The organism is Microbacterium esteraromaticum (assembly GCF_017303215.1).
GTDB lineage: Bacteria > Actinomycetota > Actinomycetes > Actinomycetales > Microbacteriaceae > Microbacterium > Microbacterium esteraromaticum_C.
Genome location: NZ_JAEMWU010000002.1, coordinates 219,792 through 241,957, shown reverse-complemented (window position 1 = coordinate 241,957; position 22,166 = coordinate 219,792). Strand labels below are relative to the sequence as shown.

The following is a 22,166-nucleotide window of genomic DNA, read 5'->3' as shown; positions in this document are numbered from 1 at the left end:
CATGGAACTGTCGACCGTCGCACTCACCGTGTACGTGCTGATGTGGCCTGTGATCGTGGCCGGCACGCTGACCGTCATCGTCCGTGCCTTCATCAAGGAAGCCCGCAAGGCCAAGGCCGAGGGCCGCTCGGTCATCTGATCCGACGCGAGTACGCAGAAGGCCCGGGATGCTGGCATCCCGGGCCTTTCTCGAGCCACCTGTCAGGATCGAACTGACGGCCTTCCCATTACGAGTGGGATGCTCTACCACTGAGCTAAGGTGGCGTGCGCGGTGAACCGCGGCACGATCAAGAATCCTACTACGCCAGAGCCGTCATCGCGAAACCGGCCGTGTCACCACGGGCGTGTTCACGCCCGTGCGGCGATCGCGACAGCATCCGCTCCCGTCGGCAACGCGCCGAACAGGAACCCTCCCGCGTCATCGCCGAGGCGAGAGCCGACGAAGCTGTCCGCCACGGCGGACGGCGCGTGCTGCACCAGCAGGGCCCCCTGCAGGGCCAGCGCCAGAGCGCTCGTGAGTGCGCGTGCCCGCCGTTGGGGAGCATCATCCGCGCCGACCGCGCGCACCAGCGTGCGTGTTCTGTCCAGGTGCGCGTCGAGGCGGGCATCCGCTCCGCGCGCGCTCGAAACCTCCGCATCGAACGCGTCGAAGGCCTCCGGCTCGCGACCGAGCGCCCGCAGCACGTCGAGCGCGATCACATTGCCGGACCCCTCCCACACGGCCAGCACGGGCTGCTCACGGTAGCGCATCGCCAGCGGGAAATCCTCGGTGTAGCCGTTGCCGCCCAGGCACTCGAGCGCCTCGGCCGTATGCGCGGGACCGCGCTTGCAGGCCCAGTACTTCATCACCGCCGTGCCCAGACGCGCGAAGGCGGAATCCTGCGCGGTCGCGTCCCGGTCGTACGCACGCGCCAGGCGCAGCGCCGCCGCCGTGGCCCCCTCGGTCTCCAGCTGCAGGTCGGCGATCACCGCCGTCATGGCCGGCTGATCGATCAGCGTGCGATCGAAAGCCAGACGGTGCCTGGCGTGCCAGGCCGCCTCGGCGACGGACTGGCGCATACCGGCGACCGACCCGAGAATGCAGTCCAGCCGCGTGTGGGTGACCATCTCGATGATGGTCGAGACTCCCCGCCCCTCCCCACCGATCAGGTGAGCGATCGCACCGTCGTACTCGACCTCGCTGGAGGCGTTGGCGGCATTGCCGAGCTTGTCCTTCAACCGCATGATGCGCATGGCGTTGCGCGCGTCGTCGTCGAGCAGCCGCGGCACGAGAAAGCACGACAGCCCACCGGGCGCCTGCGCGAGCACCAGGAAGGCGTCCGACATCGGCGCCGAGCAGAACCACTTGTGCCCGGTCAGCTCGTACCGGCCGTCACCGATCGGGCGCGCGACCGTGGTGTTGGCCCGAACATCGGACCCGCCCTGCTTCTCGGTCATCGCCATACCGAACAGCGCGCTCTGCTTGCCCGGCACGAGCCGGCCGTCATATGACCGCGACAGCAGTCGTGGCATCCACTCCGCGGCGACATGCGGATGCTGCTCGATCACAGGCACGGCGGAGTGCGTCATCGACACGGGGCATGCGTGTCCGGGTTCGATCTGCGCGTAGAGCATGAAGGTCGCAGCCCTGGCGACGTTGGCACCGGGGCGCGGGTCGGCGAACGCGCTGGTGTGCGCGCCATCGGCCACAGCCGCCGAGATGATCCGATGGTAGGCGGGGTCGTAGTCGACCTCGTCGATGCGATGACCCCAGCGGTCGTGGGTGCGCAGTTCGGGCTTGTGCCGGTTCGCGCGTCGCGCGTCGTCCTGAAACTGTGCGGTTCCGACGCGGAGCCCGGTGGCGCGCAGCGCCTCTTCGGCCCAACCCGCGTCGTACCGCGCGACGCCCTCGCCCAGGGCGACGTTGGCGGTGTACTCGTCGAGGTCGACGCGGGGCGGCGCCTGGTTGAAGACCTGGTGCGTGCTCATGGCCCCGGTTCCTCGCCCGAGAAACCGTGCGCTGATGAGGGAGGATCGCACCGCGCACCGACGGCGCGCAGGCACAGCGCGGTGATCGCCTCGACGACGGCATCGGAATCGTCATGCTCGGCGCTCACCGGAGCAAGTGGCCCGGCCAGTGCTTCGCCGATGGCGCCGACGAGTCCGGCCGCGGTCAGTCGCGCGTTCTGCAGCGGGAACTCACCGCTGCGCACGCCGTCCGTGACGATCTCGGTGAGGATGCCGACATAGCCGCGACGATAGATGAGCCGTTCGTCGTCGACGATGCGGTCGACGGGTTCGGCCAGCAGCGCCCACGCGAGTCTGCCGCCGCGCAGCGCCCGATCGGCGAACGTCTCGATGAGCGCGACCAGTCTGCTGGTCGCGTCGGCGCTCGCGACCGCGGTCACGGCCTGGTCGACTGCGGCCATCTCGACACCGGCACAGCGACGGAACACCTCGGCGAGCACATCGTCGAGTCCATCCGCATATCGGTAGAGCAGACCGGTGCTCATCCCCGCACGCGCCGTCACCGCTTTGACGGATGCGGCGCCGAAGCCGGAGTCGCGCACGATCGCGGTCGCCGCTTCGACGAGGTCCTCGCGCCGGCCCGTGCCCCGACGTTGGAATGTCATGCGGGTATTGAACCACGGTTCACCGCGCTCTGACAGCCCTATGACCTCCGGGCTACTCGCAGCGCAGACCGTCCTCGGGCACGATGCCATCGATCAGGAAGCCCTCGACCGCGGCGTCGACGCACGCGTTGCCCTTGTTGTAGCCCGTGTGCCCCTCGCCGACGCGGGTGACGAGAACGCCGTTCTCGAGCTGGTCGGCGAGCGACTCGGACCACTCATAGGGAGTGGCCGGGTCGTTGGTGGTGCCGACCACGACGATGGGCCCCGAACCGGATGCCGCGATCTCGCCGCGCGTACCGGTCGGCGGGTACGGCCAGACCGCACACGGGTCAGGCCCCTCCCAGTACGGTGCGAAGGTCGGCGCCTGCTCGCGGATCCGCTTCATCGCCGCCTCTTCGGCGACGGGATCATCCTCGACCGGATAGTCCATGCAGTTGTACGCACGGAATGCCTCAGAAGAGTTGTCGAGGTAGACACCATCGACGTCGCGACTGTTGTAGCTGTCGGCGAGCAGCATCATCACCGACGGGTCGCCCTGCAGCGCCAGGGTGAGCCCCTGTGTGAGATACGGCCAGCTCTGCTCGCTGTAGAGCGCCGTGATGACGCCGGTGATCATGGTGTCGGCCGTCAGCATCCGCCCATCACCGTTGGGCAGGGGCGAGCGCTCGACGCTCGCCAGCAGCGCCTGCAGGTCGGCGGTCGCCTCGTCGACCGTGCCGTTGAACGGGCACTCGGCCGTGTCGAGGCAGTCCTGCAGGTACGCCCGCAGCGCCGACTCGAATCCGACAGCCTGAGTGGTTCCCACCTGCAGGCCCGGCACCGCCGGGTCGATGGCGCCGTCCAGCACGAGGCGCTGAGCCCGCTCGGGGTAGAGCTTGGCGTACGTCGCTCCGAGGAACGTCCCGTACGAGAATCCGAGGTAGTTCAGGTGGTCGTCGCCGAGCACTCCTCGGATGAGGTCCATGTCGCGGGCGGAGTTGACCGTGGTGATGTGGGGCAGGATGCCGCCGCTGTTCGCCTCGCACGCGTCGGCGAACTCGGCGTTGCGGGCCGTGACCGCGTCCTCCCACTCCGGTGTTCCGCGCTCGGCGGTCAGGACACCGTAGTTGTACTCGTCCATCTCGGCGTCGTCCAGGCACTGCACGGCCGTCGAGCGACCGACGCCGCGCGGGTCGAAGCCGATCACGTCGAAGCTCTCGATCAACTCGGGGCCCACCGCGTACTCGAGCGAGTCGGCGACGAAGTCGTAGCCGCTGCCGCCGGGGCCACCGGGGTTGATCAGCAGCGAGCCCTGGAACTCGCCCGTCGCCTGATGACGCACCAGCGCGAGCGAGATCTCACCGTCGCCCGGGTTGTCCCAGTCCAGCGGCGCGGTGACCTCGGTGCAGTCGAAGCGCGCACCGCACGATTCCCACACGATCTCCTGCGAATAGAACGGCACCAGTTCGGGCGCGATGCCCGCGGTGTCGGGTGCGCGCGTCTCAGAGGCCTGCATCTCGGGGATCTGCGCGTAGAGGCATCCGGAGAGGGCGAGGGAGGCCACCGCGAGCCCGGAGACGACAGCGACAAGACGACGCACGCGACCCGATCGGGGTGCGCGGGGTTCGGTTGAGTGGTTCACGGGGTCCTTCCGCTGGCGACGGTGACGAACAGGCTCTCCAGGGCGAGCAACGGGGCGACATTGCGCTCCAACGACTCCCGCGTCTCGGCGATCGCGTCGAGCACCACGAGAGTGCGCTGCACCGGCCAGGCAGCAGCGACGGCTTCGAGCTCGGCGAGCAGTTCGGCGTTGATCAGCCCCTCGCGACGCCCGAACTGCAGCATGACGACGTCGCGGTACATCGACTGCAGGTCGGTGAGCACCCGGTCGATACCGTCGCGCAGGCTGCGCGTGGCCCGCTTCTTCTGCTCGTCCTCCAGCGCCGAGATCTGCGATCGCAACGCGGGCGGTACGGCCTGCCCCTCGGCGACACCGACCATGCGCAGCAGTGCGGCGCGTTCGGCAGCATCCCGCTCGGCGGTGAGCGACTTCGCGTCCTCGGTGGCCGCCTGAATGATGCGCCCGGCCACCTCGACGGCGGTGCCAACGCCCCGCACGCCGAGCACGGCGCGCAGGCTCTCGTCGCGTCGACGTCGGGCGTCGTCGTTGCCGGCCAGCCGCTGCGCCATGCCGATGTGACGCTGGGCATGCCGAGCCGCCTGTTCAGCGACGACGTCATCGGCCCTCGTGCGCGCCGAGATCAGACGCGCGACGTCCGCCACATCGGGCTCGCGCAACCGCAGTGCACGCACGCGCGAGCGGATCGTGGGCAGCAGGTCTGCCTCGCTGGGCGCACACAGCACCCACACGGTCTGCTCGGGCGGCTCTTCCAGGGCCTTCAGCAGCACGTTCGAGGTGCGTTCGACCATACGGTCGGCGTCTTCGACGACGATCACGCGATATCGCCCGGCCGATGGCGCGAAGTACGACCGTTCCACGAGCGCGCGGGCCTCTTTGATCGTGATGATCACCTTGTCGGTGCGCAGCGCGGTGACATCGGGATGCGTTCCGGCGAGCACTTGCCGCATCGTGGCCTGATCTTCAGGGCCCGCGGCGATCAGCGCCGCGGCGAAGGCATAGGCGAGCGTCGAGCGTCCCGACCCCGGCGGACCGGTGATCAGCCACGCGTGCGACAGCGCGGCCGGGTCGGCTGCTGCCTGACGCAGCGTCTGCACCGCAGCTTCCTGCCCCCAGACATCCGACCACGGATACGGGGCGGTCGAGACGGCGGTCATGCTCTCCAGCCTAACGGCGTGACCGACATCGGCTGCTGTACCCGACGTCAGAGCAGGCGCGCGAGGCGCGCACGCACGACGACGGCGATGTCGTCGGGATCGGCCGTCGCGTCGACCACCAGGAACCGCTGAGGCTCGGCGGCGGCAAGAGCGAGGAACGCGTCGCGGACACGCGTGTGGAACTCCTCCTTCTCCGCCTCCAGACGGTCGAAGGGCTTGTCGTCGGCATCCAATCGCTTCCGCGCCAGCGACGGATCGATATCGAGCAGAACGGTCAGGTCGGGCAGCGCGCCTTCGGTGGCCCACAGCGAGAGTTCGCGCACCTCGCCCGCATCGAGCACTCGGCCCGCTCCCTGATAGGCGACGGACGAGTCGAGGTAGCGGTCCTGCACCACCACGTCGCCCCGCTGCAGCGCCGGCCGGACGACTGTCGCGACGTGGTGCGCCCGGTCAGCCGCATAGAGCAGCGCCTCGGCCCGCGGCGCGATATCGCCGCGGTGATGCAGGACGATGTCGCGAATCAGCACCCCGACCTCGGAGCCGCCGGGTTCCCGCGTGCGCAACACGGTTCGCCCCTGCGCCTCGAGCCAGGAACCCAGCAGCGCGGCCTGCGTCGACTTGCCGGAACCGTCGCCGCCCTCGAAGGTGACCCAGACGCCCGCTGAGCTCACGAACTCGCCTTGGCCTGCGCGGCCTTGATGCGGTTCGCCGCACGCGTGGCGGCTGCCTTCTTGGCGGCGGCGGAGCGAGCCGCAGCCTTCTCCTCATCCGTCTTGGCCGCTGCCTTCTTGGCAGGAGCCTTCTTGGCCGGCGCCTTCTTACCGCGCTTGGGCGCGGGGCCCTTTGCGCGCTTGTCGGCGAGCATCTGCACGGCGATCTCGAAGGTGATGTCGTCCGGAGTCTGACCGCGCGGGATGGTGACGTTCGTCTCGCCGTCGGTCACGTACGGGCCGAAGCGCCCGTCGCGCACGCGGATCGGCTTACCGCTGACGGGGTCGGCGTCGAACTCGGCGAGCGCGCTCGACGCCTTGCGGGCGCCGTACTTCGGCTGCGCATACAGCTCGAGCGCCTGCTCCAGCGTGACGTCGAAGATCTGCGCCTCGCTCTCGAGCGAACGCGAATCCGTGCCCTTCTTCAAGTACGGGCCGAAGCGACCGTTCTGGGCCGTGATCTCGTCGCCCGACTCGGGATCGACACCCACGACGCGCGGCAGGCTCAGCAGCTTCAGCGCGGCATCGAGGTCGATGGTCTCGACCGACATCGAACGGAACAGCGATGCCGTGCGCGGCTTGGGCGCATCCTTCTTGGTCTTCTTCGCCTTGGGCGCTTCGACGACCTCGCCCGTGGCCGCGTCAACGGCATCCTCGTCGGAGACCGGGTCGTTCTCCTGAACGTAGGGCCCGAACCGACCGTCCTTGACGACGATGATCTTGCCGTTCTCGGGGTTCTCGCCCAGCACGCGGTCGCCCGCGACCGGCGCGTCGATCAGCTCCTGAGCCTTCTCGGCGGTCAGCTCATCGGGCGCGAGATCCTCGGGAACGTTGACGATACGGGGCTTCGCCTCGGGGTCGGCGGGGTCGGTCACCTCGAGGTACGGGCCGTACTTGCCGAAGCGCAACGTCGCGGTGTCGGTGATCGGGGTGGAGTTCAGCGCCCGCGCATCGATCTCGCCGAGGTTGTCGACGACCTGCCGCAGTCCGACCTGCGAATCCGATCCGTAGTAGAACGAGCGCAGCCACTCGACGCGGTTCTGCTCGCCACGGGCGATCGCATCGAGGTCGTCTTCGAGTGCCGCCGTGAAGTCGTAGTCGATCAGGTCGGCGAAGTGCTGCTCGAGCAGACGAACCACACTGAAGGCGAGCCACGTCGGCACCAGCGCCTGACCGCGCTTCGAGGCATAGCCGCGATCGATGACCGTACCGATGGTGCTGGCGAACGTCGACGGACGGCCGATGCCGTGCTCTTCGAGTGCCTTCACCAGCGACGCCTCGGTGTAGCGGGGCTTCGGCGTGGTGCGGTGGCCCTTGGCGGTAGCATCCGACATCGCCACCTCGTCGCCGACGGCGACGGCGGGCAGCGACTGCTCATCGGCCTTGTCCTGGGCGTTGCGCTTCTCGTCGAGTCCCTCTTCGTACGCCTCGAGGAACCCACGGAACGTGTACACGGTGCCCGAGGCGGTGAACTCGGCGATCTGCCCGTCGGCGTCGACCACGAGCGTGACCGTGGTCGTCTCGTACTTGGCATCCGACATCTGGCTGGCGACGGTGCGCTTCCAGATCAGGTCGTACAGCTTCTGCTCGTCGCGGTCGAGTCCGGATGCCACCGACGAGGGCGTACGGAAGGTGTCGCCCGAGGGGCGGATCGCCTCGTGCGCCTCCTGCGCGTTCTTGCTCTTGGACTTGTACACGCGGGGCTTCAGCGGCACGGCCGCGTCGCCGTACAGGGCGACGGCCTGGCTGCGGGCGGCCTGCGTCGCCTGCGCGCTCAGCGCCACCGAGTCGGTACGCATATAGGTGATGTACCCCTTCTCGTACAGACGCTGCGCGACGCCCATGGCGTGCTTGGCGCTCATCGAGAGCTTGCGACCGGCCTCCTGCTGCATCGTCGAGGTGGTGAACGGGGCGTAGGGGCTGCGGGTTCCGGGCTTGGCCTCGACCTTGCTGACGGTCGCCGATGCGGCGGCGTCGACCGCCGCTGCGAGCGCGGTCGCCTGCTGCTCGGTGAGCACGACGACGGCCTTCTTGAGCTTGCCGGTGTCGTCGAAGTCGGTACCCCGTGCCAGCTGTCCGCCGTCGACGCGCACCAGGCGCGTGCGGAACGACTTGCCGGTTGCGGCGGCGTCGGCCTCGACGTCCCAGTACTCGGCCGACACGAACGCCATGCGCTCACGTTCGCGCTCGACGATCATGCGAGTGGCGGCGGACTGCACGCGGCCGGCCGAGAGACCGGACTTGACCTTGTACCAGAGCACGGGCGAGACGTCCCAGCCGTACAGACGGTCGAGGATGCGGCGGGTCTCTTGCGCATCGACCAGCGCGATGTCGAGCTCACGGGTGTTGCCGACGGCCGCCTGGATGGCGTCCTTGGTGATCTCGTGGAACACCATGCGCTTGACGGGCACCTTGGGCTTGAGCGTCTCGAGCAGGTGCCAGGCGATCGCCTCACCCTCGCGGTCTTCATCTGTGGCGAGCAGCACTTCATCGGCGCCCTTGAGCGCGCGGCGCAATTCGGCGACCGTCTTCGTCTTGCGGTCAGAGACCACGTAGAAGGGGTCGAAGTCGTTCTCGACGTCGATCGAGTACTTCCCGTACGCCTTCTTCTGGTCGGCGGGGATGTCCTTCTTGTCGGCCAGGTCACGGATGTGGCCGACCGAGCTGAGCACCTCGTAACCATCACCGAGGTAGCCCTGGATCGATCGCATCTTCGTCGGGGACTCGACGATGACGAGCTTCTTGCCTTCAGCCAAGGGTGCGTCCTTTCTTCGAAGCACACCATACACACCGCATTCCCGGCGTGAGCCGAGAGTACCGATGACCGGATTCATCGGAAAGGGGTATGCGTTAAGAGGGGTTCGTCGTCACGTTCTCCGCGTGTGCCCGCACGGGCTCGCGAGACGGCGACGACACCAGCGTACGCGGAACCGGCCCTGTCCGTCGCCGGACGACGGCGCCGATCGCCACCGGGAGCGGCCGAGACCGCGCCCGGTGACGGTCTCAACCCGCCATCTGGTCCGCCGTCGGAAGGATCTGCCGCAGCAGGTCGTCGACGGTCACCACACCGATGAGCTCGGCCTGGGAGACGACGACCGCGAACTGCGCACGAGCGGCGCGCATGCGGGTCAGAGCGTCGTATGCGGAGTCATCGGGCGCGAGCACCAGGGGCACACGGGCGATCTGCGCCACCGGCGTGTCGGAGGCGACCCCAAGGGTGTCGCGCACGTGCGCGACACGGCAGTCCGCGCCCGTTCCGACGAGGATGCGCAGATGCGTGGATGCTTCAGCCGCGGCCTGCACGTCGGCGGCCGTGGCATTCTCGGCCACCGCCGTCGGTCGTCGATCGGTGCGCACGATATCTCCCACCGTCGACGACCCCAGGGTGATGGCGCGCACGATCGGGCGCGAATACTGCTCCTCGAGAGCGCCGGCGGCGCGCGAGTGCGCGACGAGTTCGCGGATGGTGTCGGCGTCCTGCCCGCCCACCGCGGCCTTCTCAACCGGTTCGACGCCGGATGCCCGCACGAGCCGGTTCGCGATGCGGTTGATCCACAGCAGGAAGGGGCGCAGCGGCCACGTCATCGCGCGGGCGGCGAGCGCGGTCGACTTCGCTGCGGTCTCGGGGTGCGCGATCGCCCACGACTTCGGCGCCATCTCACCGATGACGAGATGCAGGAAGGTGACGATCACCAGGGCGATCATGAACGCGATGATGTCGGCGGCGACCGCCGGCACGTTCCACTGCACCAGCACCGGCGCCAACGCGTAGTCGATAGCCGGCTTGGTGATCGCGCCGAGCAGGAACGTACAGGCGGTGATGCCCAGCTGGGCGAACGCGAGCATGACGGTCAGCTCGTTGACGCTGCGCAGCGCAGCACGGGCCGAGGCGCTGTGCTCGGCCTCCTCTTCGAGCCGATGACGGCGCGCGGCGAGCAGCGCGAACTCGACGATGACGAAGAACGCACTCGCCACGATCAGAGCGATCGTGATGATCGTGACCATCCACCAACTCATCGTGCCGCCTCCTCGTCGCGTCGATCCTCTGTGGGCGCGTCAGCGGTAGCATCCGCGTCGTCGTCGGTCTCGTGCAGACGCACGGCGACCCGTGACGGCACCAGCCGCGCCACCTCGATGACCTCGACCTCCAGGCTCCGGTGGATCCGCAGGCCCTGCACCGTCTCGCTCGGCCGGTCGGCCAGGCTGATCGTGACGATGGCGCCGACCGGGGGCAGGTCTCCGTACTCGCGGATGATCAGGCCCGCGATCGTCTCATCCTCATCGTCGTCCTCGTCGAAGTCGTATCCGACCAGACGCTCGACCTCGTCGAGGTGCACGTCGCCGTCGATCCACCAGCGGTCGTCGTGCATGCGCAGGGGGTCGGGGGCGTCGTCGTGCTCGTCCGAGAGTTCTCCGGCGACCTCCTCGGTGAGATCCTCGATGGTGAGGATGCCGTCGAAGTTGCCGTACTCGTCGACGACGCAGGCCATCTCGTTGCGCGCCAGGCGCATGCGATCGAGCGCCACGGGCAGACGCATGGCGGTGGGCAGGATGACGGGTTCGCGCATGATCGTGCTCACCGGAGCATCGTCGGAGCCGCCGGAGCGCAGCAGGTCGATCAGCTCGACCACGCCGACCGGCACGTCCTCATCGCCGACCACCGGGTAGCGGGTGTGACCGACGGCCATCATCGCGCGCACCTCGGCGATCGTCGTATCGGGCTGGACGGAGTCGACCCGCGAGCGCGGAACCATCGCGTGCTCGACGTCGCGCTGCGGAAAGTCGAGGATGCGATCGATCATGATCGACAGGTCATCGGGCAGGTCACCGCTGGCGCGGGAGTCCTCGATGATCGCTTCGAGATCGCGAGCGGTCGCACTGGCGTCGACGTCTTCGAGGGGTTCGATGCGCAGCAGGCGCAGCAGGGCGTTCGCGGCGAGATCGAACACGGCGATCAGCCAACCGAACAGCAGCAGGTAGATGCGCGTCGGCACGGCCAGAGCACGGGCCAGCGGTTCGGGGCTCGCGATGGCGAGGTTCTTCGGGTACAGCTCGCCGAAGATCATCGTCACGACGGTCGCCAGCAACAGCGCCCCTGTCGTTCCGATCAGCACCGAGACGGCGGGATCGAGGCCCACGCCTCCGAGCAGCGTGCCGATCGACTGACCGATCAACGGCTCGGCGACGTATCCGATCAGCAGACCCGTCACGGTGATGCCGAGCTGCGCGCCCGAGAGCATGAACGAGGTGCGCTTGGTGATCGCCAGCACGCGCTTCGCCTGAAGATCGCCCTTCTCGGCTTGAGCGGCCATCCGCGACCGGTCGACCGACATGTACGCGAACTCCTGCGCGACGAAGAACCCGCAGGCCGCGATGATCGCCAGCGTCAGCAGCACACCCAGCAACAGTGTGAGCGCCGCGATCAGCATCCGATCTCACCCCCTCTCATCAGATCGAGAGGGCTCGGATATCCGCCCTCCTGGTCGGTGGAGGTTCGAGGAATGCTCACGGGTGTTCTTTCTTGTACGGTCCGCACGGCACGGGTGGGCACTGCCAGCGTAGCGAGAACTAGTGAGGAACGCGCTGTGAGGCCGTGGCCGCCGCGCGGATCACCCCACGAGGGGCCCGCCGACCTTCCAGTAACCGAGGAACGCCACCCTGGCCTTGGGCACACCGAGGCTCGCCGTGAGATGGCGACGCACCCGCGCCGTGGTGCCGGACTCCCCCGCCAGCCAGGCGTAGAACCCCGGGTCCGCGTGCATCCCCTCGCCGCGCTCCCGGCCCCATTCGACGACCGCGCGCTCGGCGCCGGTGCAGTCGGGGTCATCGCCGCGCGATACGCGCGTGATGTGCGCATGCGCCGGGGCATGCGCTGTCACGATGTCATCGGCCGGGTCGGTGCATTCGAGGATCACGTCCACCCGCTCGGCGTCGGGCACCGCGCGCAGGATCGCGGCGACGGCCGGGAACGCCGTCTCGTCGGCCACCAGCAGCATCCGCTTGGCATCGCCCGGCGCCCAGTGCAGCCCGTAACCGGTCCAGCCGTTGCGGCTGTCCGGACCGGTGATCACCACACGGTCACCGGGAACGGCCTGCGCTGCCCAGGCCGATGCCGGACCGGCCGGATCGTGCAGGTAGATGTCGACGTCGATCTCGCGCGACTCCGGACGGATGCCGGACGGCGTATACGTGCGCATCACGTTGCGCGCACCGTCAGGCAGTTCCTTCCATCGCGTGTACCACTGCGACGGGTGCGGTGTGGGTTCGTCGAGCAGTCCGACATCCGGAAAGGACCCGTCGGCCAGCGGCAGCACGATCTTGATGCGCTGATCGGTTCCCCAGGTCGCGAAGTGCTCGAGTGCCTCACCCCCGAACGTCAGCCGCACGAATCCGGGGCTGATCTGCCGCCGGGCGGTCACCACGACCGGAAAGGCGCTGTACTCCCATGGCCGCGGGCTGCTCATACGTTCTCCTTCATCTTCGTGTTCCGTGCCGCGCCGCCGAGAGGGACGACGAGCGGGCCGCCGGTGACCGGATCGTCGATCACCACGTTCGCGAGGCCGAACACCTCTTCGACCCGCTCGCTCGTGATCACCTCGGCGGGCGGCCCCTCGGCGAGGATCCGTCCCCCGCGCATCGCGATGATGTGCGAGGCATAGCGGGCGGCATGGTTGAGGTCGTGCAGCACAGCGACGATCGTGCGCCCCTGCGCGTTCAGCTCGGCGAACAGCTCCATCAGCTCGATCTGGTGAGCGACGTCGAGATAGGTCGTCGGTTCGTCGAGCAGCAACAGGTCCGTCTCCTGTGCGAGCACCATCGCCACCCACACACGTTGTCGCTGCCCTCCCGAGAGCTCATCGACCGCGCGTTCAGCCAGTTCGCTCGTGCCGGTCGCTGCCAGGGCACGGCGCACCGCGTCCTCATCGGCGACCGACCACTGTCGCAGCAGGTTCTGATGCGGGTACCGGCCACGGGCCACAAGATCACCGACCGTGATCCCGTCCGGCGCGAGCGCGCTCTGCGGCAGCAGCCCGAGCCGTCGGGCGACCTCTTTCGCGGGGTACGTCGAGATCGATCTGCCGTCGAGCACCACCTCTCCACTCGCCGGAGCCAGCAGCCGCGAGAGTCCGCGCAACAGTGTGGACTTGCCGCAGGCGTTCGCGCCGATAATCACGGTGAACGACCCGTCGGGGATCACGACGGTGGTGTCGTGCACGATCATGGTGCGGTCGTACGACAGGGTGATCCCCTCGGCGCGCAAGCGGGCGGAGGGGTCGTTGCGGGGTGCGTGATCAGGCACGGCGGCGTATCTCCCAGATGATCATCAGAACGAGGTAGGCGCCGCCGACCGAGACGGTCACGACCCCCACAGGAAGGGGCACCGGCAGCACGTGCTGCGCGATGAGATCCGAGGCGAGCAGCAGCACCGCACCCAGCAGCGCCGAGAGCCCGAGAGACAGGGTGGGCGTCCGCGCGATCCGGCGAGCGATCTGCGGGGCGGCGAGCGCGATGAACGCGACGGGGCCGGCGACCGTGGTGGCGGCGGCGACCAGCACGACGCCGATCAGCAGAGCCGCCGTACGCACGAAAGCAGGGCGTGCACCGGTAGCCGCGGCCATGTCGTCGCCGAGGTCGATCTGCCGCAGTCGCGGTACGAGCATCGCGGCGGCCACGGCGAACGGCGTCGCGCACAACAGAGCGATTCCGAGAGCATCCGCCGTCACACCGTTGAGCGACCCTGTGCCCCAGGCCGACGCGAACATCGCCGTCTCGAGTTCGATCTGCAACAGCATCCACGTATTGACCGAGGCCAGCATCGCCGAGATGCCGATGCCGATGATGATCAATCGGAACCCCTGCACCCCGCCCCGCGCGGCGAGCAACCAGATCAGCGCGGCGGTACCGAGCCCACCGATCAGCGCACCGGCCGTACGCGCGGGGGCGCTGGCCGACACGAACACCAGGGTCAGCAGCATCCCGGTGAACGCGCCGTTCGACAGTCCGAGGATGTCCGGGCTGGCCAGCGGGTTGCGCGTCACCGTTTGGAACAGAGCGCCGGCGATGGCCAGTAGAGCGCCGAGCGAGATCGCGGCCAGCGCCCGTGGCATCCGCCAGTCGAGGACGACGGTGCGGTCGATCGCCTCTCCCCCGCCGAGAAGGACGCGCACGACCTCGGTGGGCGCGAGTGGATACGAGCCGAGGCCGAGCGACAGTACGAGCAGAACCACCAGGGTCACGATGGCCGCCGCGCCGACCCACAGACTGCGCACGCGCACCGGTATCCGCAGCGGCCCCGCGGCGAGGACGACCCGGCGCGGTGCGGCGACGAGCGATGAGGCGGTCATAGTGTGCTGGCCTTTCTGCGGCGTGCGAGCACGATGAGAACCGGGGCGCCGACCAGAGCTGTGACGATGCCGACGGGCACCTCGGCGGGCGCGATGATCACCCGGCCGACCACATCGGAGAGCAGGACGACAATGGGTGCGAGCACCGCCGACAGCGGGATGATGAGGCGCTGATCGACACCGAACGTCCAGCGGATCACATGCGGCACCATGAGCCCGACGAAGGCGATCGGTCCGGCCAGCGCTGTCGCGCCGCCCGCCAGCAGGGTGACGGCGACGATGACGCCGATGCGGATGCCCGCGACGTTCGCCCCTTGTGCCCGAGCGACGTCCTCACCGAGGCCCACCGCGTTCAGTCCGGGCGACGATGCGATCGCGATCAGCATCCCGACGGCGAGGAACGGCAGTACCGAGAGCAGATCATCGGTGGTGCGTCCGAGCAACGAACCGGCGTTCCAGCTGCGCATCGAATCGAACGCGTCGGGGTTGCTGAGCATGAGTCCCGTGGTGATGCCCGAGAGCACAGCGCCGAGCGCCACGCCGGCAAGCGTGAGCCGGATCGGGTCTGCAGGGCCCCGCCCCGCCGACCCGACGAGGTACACGGCCACGGTGACGACGAGCGCGCCGAAAAATGCCAACCAGATCGTGTGCGAGGCACCGTGAACACCGAGGAACGCGACGCCGAGGGCGACGGCCATGGCGGCCCCCGCGTTGACGCCGAGGATGCCGGGGTCGGCCAACGGGTTGCGGGTGAACGCCTGAATCAGCGCACCTGCCACTCCGAGCGCGGCGCCCGCAGCGAGGCCGACGAGGGTGCGGGGAACGCGCAGGTCGAAGAGCACAAAGGAGGTCTCGGGTGTGCCTGCCCCGTTCAGCGCGGCGAGCAGCGCGGACGGCGAGAGAGGGTTGGCGCCGATCAGCAGGGACAGCAGCACGGCGACGGCCAGTCCGGCAACGAGCGCGGCGGCCCCGGCCGTCGCGCGACGGAACCGCCGGCGAGGCGGGACCGCACGCGGCCCCGCCTCGATGGCCGGCCTCACCGGTTCGCTTCGAGGTACGCCTCGATGTCGTCGAGCACGGTGTGGGCTCCCTTCGGTCCGACGCCCGACACCCAGTAGCTGGTGTCGACAAGCGTCGCGGCGGCGAAGGCATCGGCGTTCTGACGGAGTGCGGCGGGCATGGTCGAGGCGTCGTCGACATCGATGGTGGTGACGAAGACGTGATCGGCCTGCGCGTCGAGGATGTTCTCGGGCGAGAGGTCTGCCTGCAGGCCGTCGGCCCAGTCGCGCTCGGGGATCGTGTAGCCGACGCACTCGAGCAGGCTGCCGGCGAACGAGACCGGCCCGTAGAGGCTGAGGGTGGTCTCGTCGCGGGGACGGATCAGTTGCGCGGTCTGGCCGTCGACGGCGTACTCGTCGGCGAGGGTGTCACAACGCTCATCGACCGAGGCCAGCAGCGCGGCGACCTCGTCCTCACGGTTCAGGGCCTGGCCGATGAGCGCGGCGTTGTCGCGCCACGGGTCGGCCTGCGTCGCGATGAACAACGTGGGCGCGATGGCCGACAGCTGCTCGTACAGCGCGGAGTGGCGCGTCTCGGTGCCGAGGATCAGGTCGGGCTTGAGCGCTGCGATGGCCTCGAGATCGGGCTCGGGGACGGTACCCACGCTCTGCACACCCTCCACCCCGAGGTAGGCGGGCGCTCCGGTGATGTTCGAGGCGATCGCCGCGCCGACCGGCGTGATACCCAGGGCGACCGCCGTGTCGAGCTCCAGCGGCTCCAGCGTGACGACGCGCTGCGCCTGCTCGGGCACGTCCGTTGTGCCGCGTGCGTGCTCGACCTGGCGCAGATCGGCGTCCGTTGCGGAGGTGTCGTCAGCGGCGGTCTCGGCGACGGCGCATCCGGTGAGCAGAAGAGCTGCGGCGGCGGTGAGCGCGAGGAGCGCCGTTGCGGGACGGCGGAGGCGTGCGGGCACAGTGAGGCCTTTCATCGGGTGGGATTCGCAGGTCGAGCACCTACTTAGGTAAGGCTAACATTAGTAGATGCCTCGTCCGTGTGGGCTCCAGCGGTCAAACGCGTAGCGAGGCGTCCTTTGACCAGCTACCCAAAGCCTGGGATCCCGTGGGACCCCAGCCTGCATTTGACGAACGTGCGCCCTTCCCCAGGCAGCCCGGCTAACTAGCGCTGAACTCGCTGCGGGTGAGCGTGTTCGACACGCTGGACGCCTGCACCTGAAATGTGACCGTGTCGGGCAGATACCGGTCTTCCCCGAACTCGATGGGACGACCGCCGCTCGTGAAGCTTGTGCGCCGCACGCGCAACAGCGGGCTGGATCTGCGGACGTCGAGAAACACAGCGTCCGCGCTCGAGGCGGGCACGGTATCGATGGCGTAGTCCGCGTGCGCGGTTGTGATCCCGAACCGCCGCTGCATTGCGTCCACCACCGATGCCTCATCGGCGGGGATCGCGACGATATGGTTCGTCATCCACTCCGGGTAGGTCGTGCGCTCCAGCATCACGATGCGCCCGTCCAAGGTGCGGGTGCGCGTGACCCGCACCACCGGGCTGCGCAAGGCGACTCGTAGTTTGCGGGCTTCCAGAGCGCTTGCCTGACCAGCATCCGTTGCGTGGACGAGCCCGCCGGGAGTTACGCCTTTGCTCCGCGCCCACTGCGCGAAGGAGCGCAGCTCGACGAAGCTCTGGGTATGCAGCGTGGACTGCACAATCCACCCCGTCCCCTGCACGGGCATCACCATGCCGCGATCCGCGAGACCGGAGAGCGCGTTTCGTACCGTTCCACGCGCTACGCCGTAATGTTCCGCGAGCTTCGTCTCGGACGGGAGCGCGGTGCCAGCGGCAAACTCGGCGTCCACGATCCGCGCGAGTAGGTCACGCAGAACGTGTCGATACGAGGAGGTGGATGGAGGAGTCACCGGGCCAGCGTACGGGGCCGGTGACCTCCCCCGTGCCGAGGGCGGACAGCCGTTCGCAGTTGTCCGCCCTATCCGCCACAACCCTCCAGAGGGTTCACCAGACGTTCATGGATTCGTTCGGCCGTGCTCATCCGCGGCCGCCGGAATGTTCGGGTGAACATCGCTCCCGCCTCACTGATCGCGGATACCCCTCAACGCCCCGCGCCCGGAGTCCTCTCCTCGCGCCTGGCCGTGCTGTGCGACATGGACGGCACACTGCTCGACACCGAGGCGACATGGCTCGACACGGTGCGCGCGGTGTTCTACGCGTTCGGCGTGACCCCCGCTGAGGATGCAGTAGCAAGCCTCGAAGGAGCCACAACCGAGCAGGCGAGCACCCGAATCGCCGCCTTGATCGGCGAAGAGGTTGCCAAGCCCTCCGCGGTCGCGGCGCAGCTCGAGACGCGCTCGCTCACCGCCATGGAAGGCAACATCCGGTGGCGCCCGGGAGCGGAAGAGCTCCTACGGTCGTTGCACGATGCGGGCGTTCCGCTCGTGCTGGTGACGAGTTCCACGCGGCGCTGGGTCGATGCCGTTGCCAGCCAGGTCGACTTCTCGCTCTTCACCCACACGATCAGCGCCGACGACGTGGCCCTGGCGAAGCCACACCCCGAGCCGTATCTTCGGGCGGCCGAGCTACTCGGTCGCGCGCCGTCGGAGTGCGTCGTGTTCGAGGACTCCGCTGTCGGTCTGCAGGCTGCCCTCGCGGCCGGATGCACGAGCGTGCTCGTCCGCGCGGACAGCGCGAGCTGGACAGCGGACGCGCACGAGTCCGTGCCGGACTTGCGCGGTGCTGACGCGGCCTGGGTCCGCGCGGTCGCCCAACGGAACACGCATGCCTCCACACCCTGATCTCCGACTTCACTCACGTCATTTGTTCCGCACCCACCACTGAAAGGTATCCCCGTGAATTCACCACTCCGCCGCGGCCTCGCGCTCGTCGCTGGCCTCTCCCTCGTCGGCACGCTCGTCGCCTGCTCTGCGCCCGCTGAGTCCGCAGACACCGATGGCTTTGCCAAGGACGAGAACACCCTGGTCATGGGCATGGTCCCTGATCAGCAGTCGGTCGAGAGCAACTTCCAGCCTCTCGTCGACTACATCGCCGCGAAGACGGGCAAAGAGGTCGAGCTGGTGCAGTCCACCGACTACGCCGCGCTCGTCGAGGCCTCGATCGCCGGCCGGATCGACATCGGCAACTTCTCGGGCTTCACCTATGTAGCCGCCACGAACGGTGGCGCGCCGCTGACGCCGATCGGCGTGACCGTCACGAGTGAGGGCGCCGAGCCCGGCTACGAGTCGCTCACGGTCGTGCCCGCCGGTTCCGACATCACGAAGATCGAAGATCTCAAGGGAAAGAAGGTCTGCTTCGTCGATCCTGGCTCCACCTCCGGCTACCTCTACCCGAGCGCGGAACTGCTCGGCGCGGGGATCGATCCCGAGACTGACGTGACGCCGGTCTTCGCGGGCGGTCACGACGCGTCCGCGCAGAAGACGGCTCAGGGCGTCGAGTGCGATGCGGGCTTCGTAGAGGACGCCGTCGTGGAGGTGACGGGGATCGCAGACGGGCTCTTCGCCGAAGGCGACCTGGAGGTGATCAACCGGGTCACTGTGCCGGGTGCGCCTCTCGTAGTTTCCACGAACCTTCCGGATGACGTGCAGCAGTCCCTCAAGGACTCGCTCCAGAACATCACGATCGACCAGATCGCTGCTGAAGGGATCGAGATCACCGACGCATTCAGAGCCTTCTTCACTGAGCTCGTCCCCGTCGAGGACTCCTACTACGACAGCGTGCGCAAGGTCTGCGAAGAGACCGGCGCCGCGCAGTGCCAGCCGTAGCCCACGGATAAGCCCCGGAGGCCCGACGCCGCACGCCGGCTCGGGCCTCCGGAACCGTCCGCGGGGCGCCCCGCACCACGACATCCATCCCGACCTGAGGAGCACCGCCCCATGTCTGACACACCAGCTATCCAGCTCACCGACGTCTCGAAGCAGTACGGTTCCACACGGGCCCTCGACGGGGTATCGCTCAGCGTGGCCACCGGCGAGATCGTGGTCCTCCTGGGGCTCTCCGGATCCGGCAAGTCCACCTTGTTGCGGCATCTCAACGGACTGGAGATGGCGAGTTCCGGCGAGGTACGGGTCTTCGGATCTCCCGTCGGAGACGCACGGGGCAGACTGCTGCGAGCAATCCGCAGCCGTCTCGGCTTCATCTTTCAGCAGTTCGAACTCGTAGGCCCAATCTCAGTGCTCGAGAATGTGCTGACCGGCGCACTGGCCACGCTCCGCGGCCCGCGACTCGGGCTCCTCAGCTACCCGCGCAGACTGCGGATCCGCGCACTCGAGTTGCTCGCGGAGGTAGGACTCGAGCACGTCGCGTTCCAGCGCGCTGACACGCTCTCGGGCGGCCAGCAACAGCGCGTCGCGATCGCACGGGCGTTGATGCAGGAGCCCGAGATCCTTCTCGCGGATGAGCCCGTAGCCTCCCTCGACCCCGAGTCCTCACAGCAGGTGATGACGCTGATCCGCGAGATCGCCGAACGGCGCGGCCTCACGGTCGTGTGCAGCCTCCATCAGGTAGATCTGGCTCTCGCCTGGGCCGATCGTATCGTCGGTTTGCGGCATGGCGGAGTGGTACTCGACCTTCCCGCCGGCGGGCTCGACGCGCAGACCGTGATGCAGGTGTACCGACAGGTCTCCGTGGATGCTGACTCGGCGGCACTCGACCAGCCGGGTCCGCCCGTCGTTCTCGCGGGTACCCCCGCATCCCACGACGCGCGCGAGCTGAGCGAGGTGCTCGCGTGAGCGGCGTGACGACAGAACCGGTCACGCGACAGGCGCCGTCGGGGCCGCCGGTGCCATCCCCGCGATCGGGGCGCAATCGCGCCACGCTCCCGCCACCGAGTCGCAACGCGATCATCGCGACCACTCTGCTGCTCGCACTGCTCGCCGCAGGCCTGTGGTCGTTCCGTGGCGTCGGGCTCTCCTGGGATCAACTGCTGAGGGGAACCGAGTACACAGGGCAGTTTCTCGGTCGCACCGTACCGTTCGTCTGGCCCACGGTGGGAGAGACGGTCTGGCTCAGTGCGCTGACGCTTGCCATTGTGTTCTGCGGGACCGCACTCGCGGCCGCGCTCTCGATTCCGGTTGCGTATCTCGCCGCCCGCAACACGACCCCGGGCCGCGGTAGCGGGGTACTCGGGCGCTTTCTCGGCGTCACCACACGAGCGGCACCAGATGCGATCATGGCGATGATCTTCGCCCTTGTGATCGGGCAGGGTGCACTCGCCGGGGTACTCGCTCTCGGCATCCATTCCGTTGGCATGATCAGCAAGCTCACCGCCGACGCGATCGAGCAGATCGATGAGGGCCCTGTCCGCGCGCTGCGCGCAGCGGGGGCGAGCCGGGCGCAGCAGTTCTGGGGCGGCGTCTGGCCGCAAGTGCTGCCCGCGTACATCGCAATCGTGTTGCACCGAGCCGATATCAATCTCCGCGTCTCGGTGATTCTCGGCTTCGTCGGTGTGGCAGGTCTCGGTCAGCAGCTCAGCCACGCCATGCAAACGCTGAACTACCGCGAGGCCATCCCCTACGCGATCATCATCTTCGTACTGTGCGTCGTCTTCGAGGTCGTCTCGGCACTGATCCGGCGTTCCCTGCTCGGAACACAGCCCGCGGGCCGCAGCATCGCTCACCGACTGGTGCGACGTTTCACCTCGGCGCCAGCTTCGAAGAACGCCGCGGCACGTATCGCTGCCAGCCAGGATGCCGAGCTGCGGAAGGGGCGGGAGGGGCGCATTCCCTGGACACCGGATCGGCGACGCCAGGCGGGCCTCTTCTGGGGAGCCGCCCTCATCCTCTGCGTGTCCGTGGTCATCGCCGCGACGCAGGGCAGCAGCTTCGCATACTTCTGGAAGAACCTCGGGATCGCATCCGCACGGCTGTGGCCACCGTCGCTCGCGCACGCGAAGTGGGGCGATGTGGCACTCGCGCTCCTCGAGACAGTGCAGATCGCCTTCGCCGCGACTCTGTTCGCCGTGGTGTTCTCTCTGCTGATCGGCGCACTTGCCGCGCGCAACGTGGCTCCGAACCCGATCATGCGCGCCGGTGCTCGGCTCACGCTGATCGCGATTCGCGGCCTGCCCGAGCTGCTTCTCGCTTTGTTCTTCATCATCCTGACAGGGCTCGGCCCCGGTGCCGCGGTGCTCGCACTAGGGATCGGGGGCGTCGGGCTGCTCGGCAAACTTGTCGCGGACTCGCTCGAGGAGGTGAAGCCAGGCCCGGAACGTGCACTCACCGCGGTGGGTGCAACCCGAATGCAGGTCTTCGCGGGGGCGACGTTCCCGCAGGCGGTGCCGGCGTTCGTGGGGCACACGTTGTACCTCCTCGACACCAACATTCGTTCGGCTACGGTCCTCGGCATCGTCGGCGGTGGGGGCATCGGCTACATGCTCGCGAGTGCGGCACGAATCAACCAGCATGAGATGCTGTTCCTGCTTCTGAGCGTTCTCGTGATCGTCTTTCTGGTGGAGGGTCTCTCCTCCTGGCTGCGCCGCCTTCTCGCGTAGGCCGCGAGCATCGAACTTCGCGATGTCACGCGACATCGCTCACTGAAGACGGTGGCTTCTCCTAGGGGAAGCCACCGTCTTCCTCTGTCGGTGAGCGTCACCGCTGGGCTCTGAGTCCGGCTTCTGCTGCTGGAGACCGACCGTACGGATAACTCGCGAGGCGGTTGGCGCTCACGATCCCCCGCATAATCGC

19 protein-coding genes and 1 tRNA gene are annotated in these 22,166 nt (G+C 68.3%); 5 read left to right on the top strand and 15 right to left on the bottom strand.

Features of this window, described 5'->3' with window-relative positions; all coding sequences use genetic code 11:
• Position 1: 1 nt before the first annotated feature.
• Positions 2-139 (top strand): putative transporter small subunit, encoded by a 138-nt coding sequence (locus JF543_RS12375; RefSeq protein WP_179410162.1) that lies wholly within the window; start codon positions 2-4, stop codon positions 137-139.
• 53 nt (positions 140-192) lie between these two features.
• Here the strand turns inward: JF543_RS12375 and JF543_RS12370 are convergent.
• The 15 genes from JF543_RS12370 to JF543_RS12300 all read right to left on the bottom strand — a co-directional run bounded on the left by JF543_RS12370 (position 193) and on the right by JF543_RS12300 (position 17,372).
• Positions 193-264, bottom strand: a tRNA-Thr gene (locus JF543_RS12370).
• A gap of 84 nt (positions 265-348) precedes the next feature.
• Positions 349-1,968, bottom strand: coding sequence for an acyl-CoA dehydrogenase family protein (locus JF543_RS12365; RefSeq protein ID WP_206824557.1), 1,620 nt, complete (start codon positions 1,966-1,968; stop codon positions 349-351).
• Positions 1,965-2,612 (bottom strand): TetR/AcrR family transcriptional regulator, encoded by a 648-nt coding sequence (locus JF543_RS12360; protein ID WP_206824555.1) that lies wholly within the window; start codon positions 2,610-2,612, stop codon positions 1,965-1,967. Before JF543_RS12360 ends, JF543_RS12365 begins: the two co-directional genes overlap by 4 nt.
• 52 nt (positions 2,613-2,664) lie before the next feature.
• Positions 2,665-4,233, bottom strand: a complete 1,569-nt coding sequence (locus tag JF543_RS12355; protein WP_206824553.1) for an alpha/beta fold hydrolase — start codon at positions 4,231-4,233, stop codon at positions 2,665-2,667.
• Entirely contained in the window at positions 4,230-5,387 is a 1,158-nt protein-coding gene (locus JF543_RS12350; RefSeq protein WP_206824551.1) for a DNA polymerase III subunit delta', read from the bottom strand. The genes JF543_RS12355 and JF543_RS12350 overlap by 4 nt, the downstream gene beginning before the upstream one ends.
• A gap of 47 nt (positions 5,388-5,434) precedes the next feature.
• Positions 5,435-6,058: a dTMP kinase gene (tmk, locus tag JF543_RS12345; protein WP_179410158.1), complete on the bottom strand. Its 624-nt coding sequence runs from the start codon at positions 6,056-6,058 to the stop codon at positions 5,435-5,437.
• A complete protein-coding gene (gene topA / locus JF543_RS12340; protein WP_206824549.1) occupies positions 6,055-8,853 on the bottom strand; it encodes a type I DNA topoisomerase in 2,799 nt (932 codons plus the stop codon). The genes tmk and topA overlap by 4 nt, the downstream gene beginning before the upstream one ends.
• A 247-nt stretch (positions 8,854-9,100) precedes the next feature.
• The gene (locus tag JF543_RS12335) at positions 9,101-10,114 is read right to left on the bottom strand and encodes a CNNM domain-containing protein (RefSeq protein WP_179410156.1); all 1,014 of its coding nucleotides are present in this window, start codon (positions 10,112-10,114) and stop codon (positions 9,101-9,103) included.
• Entirely contained in the window at positions 10,111-11,526 is a 1,416-nt protein-coding gene (locus tag JF543_RS12330) for a hemolysin family protein (RefSeq protein ID WP_206824547.1), read from the bottom strand. The genes JF543_RS12335 and JF543_RS12330 overlap by 4 nt, the downstream gene beginning before the upstream one ends.
• 180 nt (positions 11,527-11,706) lie before the next feature.
• Positions 11,707-12,561 (bottom strand): siderophore-interacting protein, encoded by an 855-nt coding sequence (locus tag JF543_RS12325; RefSeq protein WP_206821909.1) that lies wholly within the window; start codon positions 12,559-12,561, stop codon positions 11,707-11,709.
• Positions 12,558-13,397, bottom strand: coding sequence for an ABC transporter ATP-binding protein (locus JF543_RS12320; RefSeq protein ID WP_410340598.1), 840 nt, complete (start codon positions 13,395-13,397; stop codon positions 12,558-12,560). Before JF543_RS12320 ends, JF543_RS12325 begins: the two co-directional genes overlap by 4 nt.
• Positions 13,390-14,442: a FecCD family ABC transporter permease gene (locus tag JF543_RS12315; protein ID WP_206824545.1), complete on the bottom strand. Its 1,053-nt coding sequence runs from the start codon at positions 14,440-14,442 to the stop codon at positions 13,390-13,392. Before JF543_RS12315 ends, JF543_RS12320 begins: the two co-directional genes overlap by 8 nt.
• Positions 14,439-15,482 (bottom strand): iron chelate uptake ABC transporter family permease subunit, encoded by a 1,044-nt coding sequence (locus tag JF543_RS12310; protein ID WP_206824543.1) that lies wholly within the window; start codon positions 15,480-15,482, stop codon positions 14,439-14,441. The genes JF543_RS12315 and JF543_RS12310 overlap by 4 nt, the downstream gene beginning before the upstream one ends.
• Positions 15,479-16,414 (bottom strand): iron-siderophore ABC transporter substrate-binding protein, encoded by a 936-nt coding sequence (locus JF543_RS12305; RefSeq protein WP_347401158.1) that lies wholly within the window; start codon positions 16,412-16,414, stop codon positions 15,479-15,481. The genes JF543_RS12310 and JF543_RS12305 overlap by 4 nt, the downstream gene beginning before the upstream one ends.
• 199 nt (positions 16,415-16,613) lie before the next feature.
• The gene (locus tag JF543_RS12300; RefSeq protein WP_347401157.1) at positions 16,614-17,372 is read right to left on the bottom strand and encodes a GntR family transcriptional regulator; all 759 of its coding nucleotides are present in this window, start codon (positions 17,370-17,372) and stop codon (positions 16,614-16,616) included.
• A gap of 153 nt (positions 17,373-17,525) precedes the next feature.
• Here JF543_RS12300 and JF543_RS12295 point away from each other — a divergent pair, with 153 nt between their 5' ends.
• From JF543_RS12295 to phnE, 4 genes are all read left to right on the top strand, one after another.
• Entirely contained in the window at positions 17,526-18,263 is a 738-nt protein-coding gene (locus tag JF543_RS12295; RefSeq protein WP_206821903.1) for an HAD-IA family hydrolase, read from the top strand.
• Between the two features lie 54 nt (positions 18,264-18,317).
• Positions 18,318-19,247, top strand: coding sequence for a phosphate/phosphite/phosphonate ABC transporter substrate-binding protein (locus tag JF543_RS12290; protein WP_206551546.1), 930 nt, complete (start codon positions 18,318-18,320; stop codon positions 19,245-19,247).
• 111 nt (positions 19,248-19,358) lie between these two features.
• Positions 19,359-20,213, top strand: a complete 855-nt coding sequence (gene phnC, locus JF543_RS12285) for a phosphonate ABC transporter ATP-binding protein (RefSeq protein ID WP_206551545.1) — start codon at positions 19,359-19,361, stop codon at positions 20,211-20,213.
• 50 nt (positions 20,214-20,263) lie between these two features.
• Positions 20,264-21,973 (top strand): phosphonate ABC transporter, permease protein PhnE, encoded by a 1,710-nt coding sequence (gene phnE / locus JF543_RS12280; RefSeq protein ID WP_206824539.1) that lies wholly within the window; start codon positions 20,264-20,266, stop codon positions 21,971-21,973.
• Positions 21,974-22,166 lie beyond the last annotated feature (193 nt).